At 57.0% G+C, this 270-nt stretch carries 1 pseudogene; it reads left to right on the plus strand.

The features are described 5' to 3' along the window. A pseudogene (tuf, locus tag ACW5XD_RS23980) lies at positions 1 to 270 on the plus strand (elongation factor Tu); the annotation flags it as partial.

Raw genomic sequence — 270 nt, forward strand, 5'->3', positions numbered from 1 at the left:
TGGTAGATGACGAAGAGCTGCTCGAACTGGTCGAGATGGAAGTTCGTGAACTGCTGACCGAATATGACTTCCCGGGTGATGACCTGCCGGTCGTTCGTGGTTCCGCGCTGAAAGCGCTGGAAGGCGACGCTGCATGGGAAGAGAAGATCATCGAGCTGGCTAACCACCTGGATACCTACATCCCGGAGCCGGAGCGCGCAATTGACCTGCCGTTCCTGATGCCTATCGAAGACGTATTCTCCATCGCTGGCCGTGGTACCGTAGTAACCG

Source organism: Aeromonas enterica (assembly GCF_054052465.1).